The organism is Fangia hongkongensis FSC776 = DSM 21703 (assembly GCF_000379445.1).
Classification (GTDB): domain Bacteria; phylum Pseudomonadota; class Gammaproteobacteria; order Francisellales; family Francisellaceae; genus Fangia; species Fangia hongkongensis.
Map to the genome: position 1 here is coordinate 271,812 of NZ_KB902239.1, position 10,389 is coordinate 282,200.

The following is a 10,389-nucleotide window of genomic DNA, read 5'->3' on the forward strand; positions in this document are numbered from 1 at the left end:
TTAGGCATCATTTAGGGTGATCGTAACAGACTTTGTCTCATTTGCTTTGATCACAATAGCAGATTGCTGAAAGTTAGGTTTTGTAGCGCCGTTACTAAAACCATATTGCTCTGTCGGCATGCCAAGCCAGTTTTTATCAAGCTTGTCATTATCATTAGCATCATGAAAGCTCACAACAGCATATTTTCCTGCAGGCAGGTTTGTAAAGCTGGTTGTAATGGTGTTTGACAGGATAGGTTTGGATTTAGTGGCCTTATATTTATCCTCAGCCTTAGGGAAACCATCTTCTTTATTATAAATAGCCGTGATAATTTGCCCCTTTGTGTTATTGATATTTTTAATAGTGACATTTAAAGTGCCTGCTACTGAGGCACTGACTCCCATAAAAAAAGCGATACAGGTGAAAATGTATTTCTGCATAAGATCATTCTCTTTAGTTTGATGGCTTATTCAATAGATTAAATCATTAGATTTTGTTTGTCGAAATATATTTGATTCATATTTGTAGCATCTGTCATAAATAGAGTAAAAATTTGAAAAAAGGGGCATTGTTATCTATGCTCAAAGGCACTAGGGAATGAGCTATGTTGCTGATATGATCTGGAATAAAACTGTTACATTGATGTTATCAAGTGCTTTAATTATCTCTGGCTGTAGTATTACGCCAAAAGCGATTGACAATCAAACACAGTTAAAAAACACACAAGGCAGATTAGATAAGATTTGGACAAAGCAAACAAAGCTGAGTGAAAAATTAAGCTTGTCCGAGGCAATTGCCCGTGCACTTAAATATAACCTAGAGTATAGATTACAGCAGGCTGAATTAATGTTGCAAAACGGCAATTTAACGATGGCATACTTGCAAATGCTGCCGGCGTTAAACGTTGAAGGAAGTTATACTTTTAGAAACAATGATCAAATACAGAACTTGGTGAGTAGCTCCGGTGGTCTTATTGATGGTACGCAAAGTACCACACCAAGAGAAGTTAGGGATGTTTTTGTTGGCCTACAGTGGAATATCTTAGATTTTGGTTTGAGCTATACAAGAGCTCAGCAGCAGGCTAACCGTGTAATGATTGCCAAAGAGCAAAGCAGAAAAATCACCCAAAAAATCATTCAAGAGACAATAACAGCTTATTGGAAAGCATGGACGGCACAAGAGATTAAAGATAAGGTTATTAATGTTAAAACATTGGCTGAGAAGGCGCTTGCTGCATCAAAAGAAGCATCAGATCAAAAGCTAAGTTCAAATGAGATTGAGCTGAATTATCAAAATTTGCTTATTAAATCAGTTCGTAAAGCAAACAAATTACTCATGAAAATCTCAGATGCATATTATCATCTATCTCGTTTAATTAATGCGCCGATGGGCACTCGCATGATACTCAGCTCGCCAGTGGAAAATTTCTCGAGTTTGCCAGAGCTTAAACCTGAGTTTAAAAAGCTTGATAGAATTGCGCTTATCTATCGCCCAGAGCTTCGTAGTGCATCGTATGAGTTAAATATTGCTAAAAAAGGGATTCAAAGTGCCATATTGGAAATGTTGCCAGGACTTGATTTCTCTTATGGATATAATTACACCAGTAATAAATTTATGTTAAATCAGGAATGGATGGGCGGCGCAATTAACGCGAGTGTCGACTTACTCGGTGCGATTATTAAAGGACCAACTGCAATCGCTGTTGCAAAAAATGGTGTAACGTATCAGAAGTTAAAACAAGCAACCATCACCATCACTGTATTAACTCAGATTCGAATTGCCTACACAAGTTATGTATTATGGCAGGAAGAGTATCGCTATGCTAAGGAAGAAGCGAGTGCCACTCAAAAGCTTTATGCTTTATCTCAAGCGCAGGCAAAACATAAACTCTCTCATCAACAGAAGATTGTCAGACGTGGTGTTGATGCGCTCAATGCTGAGTTTAATGAGCAAGTAACCTTTATTGAAGCATATGAAGCCTTATCGAAGCTTTACCAGTCAATTGGACTAGATTTACTGCCACCTGAATCAAGCTTTTTATCTCTTGAAGCATTAACAGTTGAGGTGAATAAAACGCTTAAAGCTCAAAGTACAGGCGATTTTAATCAATGGGTAGAAGAAGAATATCAAAATATCTCTCCAGTAGAGAAGCAATAAATATTAAATGTGAAAGAGCAAAAAGCTAAAGATAAATAAGCTCGTTGTAGCAGATTATAGAAGGCTTTGAAGTAATATTTTTAGGGAATATCAGTGCGTATAAGATATAGCAGTATAAAAGAGATTTTTAAGCAGATGCTCTGTGTGGGCGCTGTTGTATTGTTATCTTGTAAGCTGGTATATGCAAAGGCGCTACAGATTGAGACGTATGCAACATTAATTCCTGTCAATGAGGCTGAGCTATCAAGTGATGTTACTGCAAAGATAACAGCAATATACTATCAAGCAGGAGATCAGTTTGACAAGGGGGATAAACTTGTCCAGTTTGATTGCACACATATTGAGGCGGAAATAAGTAAAATCAAGGCAAAGCTCAAACTGGCAGAGGTCACATTAAGAAGTAATCTAAAGTTGCAGCAATTAAACGGCATAAGTGATATTGATCTTGCGAAAAGTCAAAGTGAATACGATCAAATCAAAGCAGATTTAACTATTTGGGAGAATAAACAAAAAAATTGCACAATCTATGCACCTTACTCAGGGGAAGTTATTGCGCTTTTTGCGAATAATAATGAAGTGGTTAAAGCAGATGATCCTGTGATTGGTATTGTCAATAATTATGATTTGGATGTGCAAATGTACTTGCCATCAAAGTGGTTAAATCAATTAAAAATTGGGAGTCAATTTCAGCTTAAATTGAAGGAAGTTCATGCCCACATATTTACAGGGAATATTACCAAGATCATTGGTCGCATTGATCCAGCTAGTCAATCGATGCTTGTGATTGGAAAGCTAGGTGACAGCTCAGGTTATACGCTTTTCTCTGGGATGTCAGGTGTTGCCCATTTCAAGGTTGATGCAATGGAAAATAGTGATGATAAGGCGAAAGAGAAATGAGCGATAAACTATTAGATCTTTTGACGCTCTATCAGAACTTATTTCGTCAAAAAACACTCAAAGAGCTCTCTTTTACCATCGCGCAGCAAAGTGTCAATGTTTTGCCATATGAAAACAGTGTCGTATTTGAAGTGTATAGCAAAAGCACGATCAATATTCTTGCCATTTCAGATATTGTCGAGATTGACAAAAATGCACCTTACTCACTTTTTATCAAATCGCTTGCAAAAGAGCTGTTAAAAACAAAAAAAGAAACCACAAGCTTTATAGAAGCTGATAATACACAAAGCTCATTTATAACAGCTAATGCCGATCAGTTAAGTCAATCTACTCAGGAAAGTTGGCACGATCAAAAAACGAAACATTTTTTATTTGCCCCATTTACGAGTGTATCTGATGAGATTATTGGTGGGGCGATTTTCTTCAATGAAACTGAATATAATGACAATGACTGCCAGCGTTTTTCAATGATATATCAAGGGTATAATCACCTATGGCAAAGTCTATATCAGGCCAAAAGATATAGTGTTTTAAGGTATAAGCGGCTGATCAGAAATAAAAAGTTTTTGTTGTCAGCTTTGGTTGTTCTGATTCTTGTCATGTTTATTCCAGTCAGACAAAGTGCGCTTGGACAAGCTGAAATCATTGCGCAAGATCCAAATATTATTGCTACCCCGCTTGATGGGGTGATCGATAAGGTATATGTGAAGCCAAATCAATGGGTTAATAAGGGAGAGAGATTATTTTTATTAGATCAAAGAGATCTATTAAATGCTGAACTTGCAGCTAAGGGGGCTTATGAAACAGCCAATGCGGAATATCAAAAGGCAGTACATAGCTCATTTAAGGATGTTAAAAACAGAGCTGAAGTTGAGATTTTAAAGCTAAGGCGTAATGAAAGAGAAATTGAAGTAAATTATACCAAGGAGAAGTTATTACGCTCGGATGTCACATCTCCAAGTGTAGGCATTGTCATTATGAATGATCCATATGAGTGGGAGGGCAAACCCGTTCAGACCGGTGAGAAAGTATTGGAAATTGCCAGCCCTCAGAAAGTTGAGATAAAAGTTTGGCTACCTGTTGATGATTATTTAAACTTCAAAGCGGGAGATGAAGTTTCCTTGTTCTTGAATAATCATCCATTAAAAGCCATTGATGCCACCATTAAATCAGTGGGAATACATGCTGAAATAGGACCACAGAATATACTTGCCTATCCTGTAATTGCTGAGTTTGATCATAAGTCATCTCAGCATTTAAATCATCTGCCAAGGATTGGCTCACAGGGCACAGCAAAGCTCTATGGCAGTCGCGTTAGTTTATTTTTTTATCTATTTAGAAAACCCATAACGGCCGTCAGGCAGTATTTCGGGTGGTAATATGAAAAATACCTTGCCCGATGTACTTCCCTCGCTTCGAAAGAGTATTTGCATTTATGAAGGGGGTATTGACTATAAAGGGGCGCCAACTTGGGTAATAGAGGACACTTTAAATAATCAGTATTTTCATATTGACTGGAAGAGCTATCAAATTATTAAACATTGGCAGCGCTCTTCTCAAGCATTGATTGCACAAATAAAATCACGCTGTCATATAGAGATTAGTGAACAGCGGATTATAGACATGCTGCAGTTTTTGCTGAGAAATGCTTTAGTACATCAAAGTTATGAGCAAATCAGTGCACTATATCATTTAAAGGAGAAACAAACCTCCCAGAGTATTTGGCTAAAGCTGGCTAAAAATTACCTTTTTTTTCGTATCCCTGTTTTACATCCTGAAAAGATGCTAAATCAGCTGTATGCGTATATAGGATGGCTGTTATCAAAGCGCTTTTTTTATTTCATGATGTTTCTGCTCATATTGGCAATTATTCAATTACAAAGTTTATGGGAGAGCTTTACCCACAGCCTCTTTGAGTTATTTTCCTTTGAGTATATTATTATCTTTTTATTGGCATTGTTACTTGCAAAATCAATTCATGAGCTGGGTCATGCCTTAGCATCAAAAAAATATGGACTTAAAGTGCCCACGATCGGAGTTGCATTTTTGGTGCTGTTCCCGATGCTATATACCGATACGCAGCAAAGCTGGAAAGTGAAAGATTCAAAAAATCGGCTGAAAATTTCAATAGCCGGCATTTGGATGGAGTTGTATGTTGCAATTATTGCGCTCTGGCTATGGATGTTGTTGCCAGATGGTGCCTTTAAAAGTGCTTGCTTTTTCCTTGCGACTTATAGTTTGCTAACGAGTATTTTGATTAATATCAGCCCCTTTTTACGCTTTGATGGTTATTATGTATTATCAGATTTAATGGCGATGAGAAATCTGCAAACACGGAGCTTTGCACTGACAAGATGGAGATTGCGCGAGATATTATTCGGCTTTGGCTTTCTGCCACCTGAGTTATTTTCCAAAGGTAAAGCGCGCTTACTAATACTGTATGCTTTTATGACATGGCTATACCGTTTTATATTATTCCTTGCCATTGCGTTTATAGTTTATCATTTATTTTTCAAAGCGCTGGGTATTGTATTATTTCTGCTTGAGATTTATTTTTTTATTCTTAAACCTATTGTTAATGAGATCAGCAAGTGGTTGCAGATGAAGGAAAGTATTAAGTGGAATAAAAACACACGGATGTTTTTATGGATTATCATACTATTGATTGTGCTCTGCTTTATTCCTTTTTCATCTTCTATCCATTTGCCAGCAACGTTAAGCTATTACAATAAGGTGATTTTTACCCCAGAGAATGCGCAAATTAAGCGTGTTTTTGTTGAAAACAATGAGCGTGTAACAAAAGGTGAGCCGTTGTTATCACTGAGTATGCCAGATTTAGATTATCAAAAAGAGAAGCTAATAGCACAGAAAAATGCTTTAGTGATAAAGCTTAGAAACATTGGTGTCTATCAAAGTCAAAACACCAATAAGGCCATTATCCAATCGGAGCTTGATCAAATAACCCACGCATTACAGACAATTGAAAAAAAACAAGCGACTTTAAACATTAAATCACCTGTCTCTGGGGTGATAACAGGATTTCAATCAGGGATAAAAAATGGTCTATGGCTCAAAAAAAATCAAGCAATGTTTAGTGTGTATAAACCAAATGAAATTAAAATAACAGCTTATATCAATGAAAGTGAACTTCGTTATTTGAAAGAAGGAACAGAGGGATATTTCATTCCAAATAATTTTGCTTTAGGGCGTATTAAGGTACAGCTAAGGCATATTGCAACATATCCAGTGAGTCATATTAATGAGAAGTGGACTGGTTATAACTATTATGGGTCTGCGCCACTTAGCCTACAGAGCTATCATGCCTCTATTTATGGTGGAAGCATTCCTACAACAGAGTCAAAAGAAGGAATTGAAGCTGTGAGTAATATGTATCAAGTGAGCTTTGTGATACTTGATAGAGAGACCCATCATCATTTTCCAACGCAAAAAGGGCGTATCTTTCTTTATACACAGCGCTCATCTTTGGCCGTCAGGCTTTATCAGTACCTATATGTCTTTTGGCATAAGGTGGTTGTGTTTTAGGTTGCTTTGCTCGCAATGTTGCTAAGCAGTATATATTTTATTCTATTTTGATAAGGCATTAACTTATTTCTATACTAGAAGGTGAGAATTTGAGCCATTGATGTACTTAATGATTAATACCAATCTCAAGTTAGGCTCAATTTATGCTGATGATAATGAGGTCACCAATATATGCGTAGAAAGACATCGAAACTAGAGCATCAAAAACATAAAAAAGAGAGTAGTGAGATAGGCTCTTGTCATCAAGATAACAAAGATGATGTGCTTTTAGAGCGCCTAGAGCCGAGGTATATGTATGATGGTGCGATGTTAGTGACTGCGGTGGATGCAGTTGAGAATGCTGAGGACACATCGGGGGAGATGCTGTTAAATGTAGGTTCAGTGGTGGACAGTGAAGATAAAGAAAAAGCATTTGATAGTGAAGGGATTTTATCAGATGAGTTTGATCACTATCAGCACTATAAGGAAGTGGTTATTGTTGATGAGCGAGTTCAAGATGTTGAGGTGTTATTAAAAGATATTCCACAAGGTGCGGCAATTGAGGTGATTAGTAGTGATGTAGATGGTGTGGAGGCGATCTCAGAGCTATTACAAAAATATCAAAATCTTGACGCTGTGCATATTATCTCTCATGGTCAGCAAGGTGAGCTGTCTTTGGGCGAGACAAACTTAAATGGAGAGAATATTGCCACCTATAGTGACACCCTTGGCACTTGGGGAGGTGCAATAAAAGAGGGTGGGGATTTGCTTTTTTACGGTTGTAATGTAGCTGAGGGAGAAATAGGCGAGAGTTTGATTAATGCGTTATATGGATATGTAAAGGCAGATGTGACTGCATCAAGTGATTTAACCGGTTCAAGTGATTTGGGTGGGGATTGGGATCTAGAGTATTCCAAAGGTTCAATTGAGTCATCCAGCATCTTCTCAAGCTCATTGAAATATAATGCACTTTTAGATAGTAACCTAACCCCAACAAAAAGTGGTTCTGAAACGCTTATTAATACACAAACAAATGCAGATAAGAATGATCCTATTGTTATTGATCTAGCATCCGGTCAATATGCTGTTTTTTGGGAGAGCTATGATTCGGCAACCACTTCAAGAGAGATTAAAGGGCAACTCTATGATGCAACACATAATAAATCAGGTAGTGAGTTTACAGTTAATACAAATACTTCAGGTGTTCAAGATACCATCGATGCTGTGAAATTATCTAATGATGGATTTGTTGTTGTATGGGAAAGCTCTGCCTCAGGTAATAATGAAATAAAAGCTCAAAGGTATGATAGTAGTGGGGTTGCACAAGGCTCTGAAATTAGCGTTAATACAGAAACCTCTGATAACCAAGATACACCGGCGGTAGCGGCTCTGACAAACGGCGGGTTTGTTGTGGTATGGGAGTCAACAGGACAGGATAATGGTAGTACTGATGGTATTTATGGGCAGCGATATGATAGTAGCGGGGTTGCACAAGGAAGTGAGTTTCTAGTAAATACTACAACAACCAATAATCAAGATGATCCAGATATCGTAGGCTTAACAGGCGGTGGTTTTGTCGTTGCCTGGGAGTCTCAGGGGCAAGATGGTGGCGGAGATGGTGTTTATGCTGCGGTATATGATAATAATGGCAGCGTAACAAAAAGTGAGTTTTTGGTGAATGTTGATACTTCATTTGCACAAAATGAACCAGCTGTTGCAGCATTATCTGGCGGTGGTTTTGTTGTAACTTGGGAGCATTCAGATGCGGCAAATGATACTGAAACAAGCATTTATGGAAGAATATTTGACAGTGCTGGAACCAATCAAACAGGAGATTTAGTACTAAAAGCCTATAGCGCTACTGAGCTTACCAACCCTAAAGTGTCTGATTTAGCAAGTGATGAGTTTGTTGTTACTTGGGAAGATAACACAGATATTTTTGCACAAAGGTTTAACTCATCAGGTGTTGCAAATGGCAGTGAGTTAGCGGTAAATACAACCACTTCAAATTCACAAACACATCCTTCTATTGCTACCTTATCTACAGGGGATTTTATTATTGTCTGGGATTCTGAAGAAAGTGCTGGAGATGATGTACGTATCCATGTATATAATGCAGATGGGACAGATGAACAGGCAGAGTTTGCAGTTGGTGCAACTGTAGGGACAGATCAGGATGAGGCTGCAACAGTTGCACTAACTGGTGGTGGTTATGTGATTGTGTGGGAATCTAGAGATAATGATGGGGATGTTGACGGTATTTATGGGCAAATTTATGATGCAAATGGCGCGACTTCCGGAAGTGAGTTTTTAGTAAATACAACAACAAGTGACTCACAAAATGCTCCAAGTGTTGCTGCGCTTGATAATGGTGGCTTTGTTGTTGTCTGGACATCAGAAGGGCAAGACGCTGGAGATAGTACCAATGAAACAGGTATCTATGGTCAGCGTTTTGATAGCGTTGGGACAAAGGTGGGTAGTGAATTTCAAGCAAACACCACAGAAAGTGGCAGTCAAACTGAGCCACATGTAGCAGCATTAACAGGTAGTGCCTTTGTCGTTGTTTGGACTTCTGGGACGGATGTTTACCAGCAGCGCTTTGACAGTAGTGCAAATAAATCTGGTAGTGAAATAAGGGTGAATACAACCACAGCAAATAATCAAGGAAAAGCACGTGTGGTTGAGCTATCTGGTGGTGGCTATATTGTCGTTTGGGAGGCAGATAGTGCACAAGATGGTGAGTTAACAGGCGTATATGCTCAAGCCTATGATGCAAATGGTGATGCCTCAGGCAGTGAGTTTTTAGTGAATACCACAACGGCAAAAGAGCAGCAAGATCCTGATATCGCTGCATTAAATGATGGCGGGTTTGTTGTTGTTTGGGAGGCTAAAGGTTCTGAAACGGGATTATCGAATAGTTGGGGTGTTGTAGGACAGTTATATAATGCCAGCGCAACCAAAGTGGGGAGTGAGTTTGTTGTCAATACAACAATCAATAATACACAAGATGACCCTTCAGTGAGCGCACTGGCAGATGGTGGCTTTGTTGTGGTATGGGAGGACTCTAATGCTGATGGTGATAATAATGGGATTTATGGGCAGCGCTACGATTCAAGTGGTACAGCCTTTGGTAATGAGTTTCAGGTAAATACCTATACGACAGGAGAGCAAGATGACCCTGTTGTAGCAGGGCTTGTGAATAACAATAAATTGGTTGTTGCTTGGGAATCTGATGGACAGATTTCTTTAGGTGAAGAAATATATGGACAATTTTATAGCTTTAAAACAAAACCAACTGCTGCAAATAATACGGTTACTGCTGAGGAGGATATCGCTTATAGTTTAACTGCAGCAGACTTTAATTTCTCTGATCTAGATAGCGATACACTAAGTAGCGTGCAAATTACCTCACTTGAAAGCGTAGGCTCGCTACAATTAAATGGTGCAGATGTCACATTAAATCAGGTTATTTCAAGAGTAGATATTGATGCAGGCTTATTAACATTTACATCAGCAAATAACCAAAGTGGTTCAAGCTATGACAGTTTTGGATTTTCTGTGAATGATGGCACCTATGACAGTGTCTCAAGCTATACAATGACAATTGATGTAACAGCTTTAAATGATGAACCGACGTTAAGTGCCAGTGGATCAGANCCAACCTTTACAGAAAATGGCGCATCGGTAAGTTTATTTAGTGGGGCGAGTATCTCGACAGTTGAATCCGGTCAAACGATCAGTGCAATGAGTATGACAATCAGTAATGTGGAGTCAGCTGATTCATTGACAATGGATGGCAGCACAGTGAGCTTAACAGATGGCAACAGTGTGAC

Annotated in this window: 6 protein-coding genes; 5 read left to right on the forward strand and 1 reads right to left on the reverse strand. The window is 38.4% G+C overall.

From position 1 onward, the window contains the following. Window positions 1-420, reverse strand: a complete 420-nt coding sequence (locus A37Q_RS14335) for a DUF2141 domain-containing protein (protein WP_018298468.1) — start codon at window positions 418-420, stop codon at window positions 1-3. Window positions 421-577: 157 nt separating this feature from the next. Between A37Q_RS14335 and A37Q_RS0101365 the strand changes: the two genes are divergently transcribed. The 5 genes from A37Q_RS0101365 to A37Q_RS0101385 all read left to right on the forward strand — a co-directional run. Beyond that, window positions 578-2,137 (forward strand): TolC family protein, encoded by a 1,560-nt coding sequence (locus A37Q_RS0101365; protein WP_018298469.1) that lies wholly within the window; start codon window positions 578-580, stop codon window positions 2,135-2,137. Between the two features lie 93 nt (window positions 2,138-2,230). Next, window positions 2,231-3,034: an efflux RND transporter periplasmic adaptor subunit gene (locus A37Q_RS0101370; protein WP_018298470.1), complete on the forward strand. Its 804-nt coding sequence runs from the start codon at window positions 2,231-2,233 to the stop codon at window positions 3,032-3,034. Beyond that, the gene (locus A37Q_RS0101375) at window positions 3,031-4,413 is read left to right on the forward strand and encodes an efflux RND transporter periplasmic adaptor subunit (RefSeq protein ID WP_018298471.1); all 1,383 of its coding nucleotides are present in this window, start codon (window positions 3,031-3,033) and stop codon (window positions 4,411-4,413) included. The genes A37Q_RS0101370 and A37Q_RS0101375 overlap by 4 nt, the downstream gene beginning before the upstream one ends. A 1-nt stretch (window position 4,414) precedes the next feature. Beyond that, window positions 4,415-6,577: a site-2 protease family protein gene (locus A37Q_RS0101380; RefSeq protein WP_018298472.1), complete on the forward strand. Its 2,163-nt coding sequence runs from the start codon at window positions 4,415-4,417 to the stop codon at window positions 6,575-6,577. A 360-nt stretch (window positions 6,578-6,937) separates the two neighbouring features. Further along, the coding region (locus A37Q_RS0101385; protein ID WP_476702574.1) for a DUF4347 domain-containing protein at window positions 6,938-10,389 on the forward strand (3,452 nt) is incomplete at its 3' end.

Excerpts from the sequence above, each read along its gene's own strand:
- A37Q_RS0101380 (WP_018298472.1), top strand. The coding sequence starts at position 4,415 with ATGAAAAATACCTTGCCCGATGTACTTCCCTCGCTTCGAAAGAGTATT.
- A37Q_RS14335 (WP_018298468.1), bottom strand. The coding sequence starts at position 420 with ATGCAGAAATACATTTTCACCTGTATCGCTTTTTTTATGGGAGTCAGT.
- A37Q_RS0101375 (WP_018298471.1), top strand. The coding sequence starts at position 3,031 with ATGAGCGATAAACTATTAGATCTTTTGACGCTCTATCAGAACTTATTT.
- A37Q_RS0101365 (WP_018298469.1), top strand. The coding sequence starts at position 578 with ATGAGCTATGTTGCTGATATGATCTGGAATAAAACTGTTACATTGATG.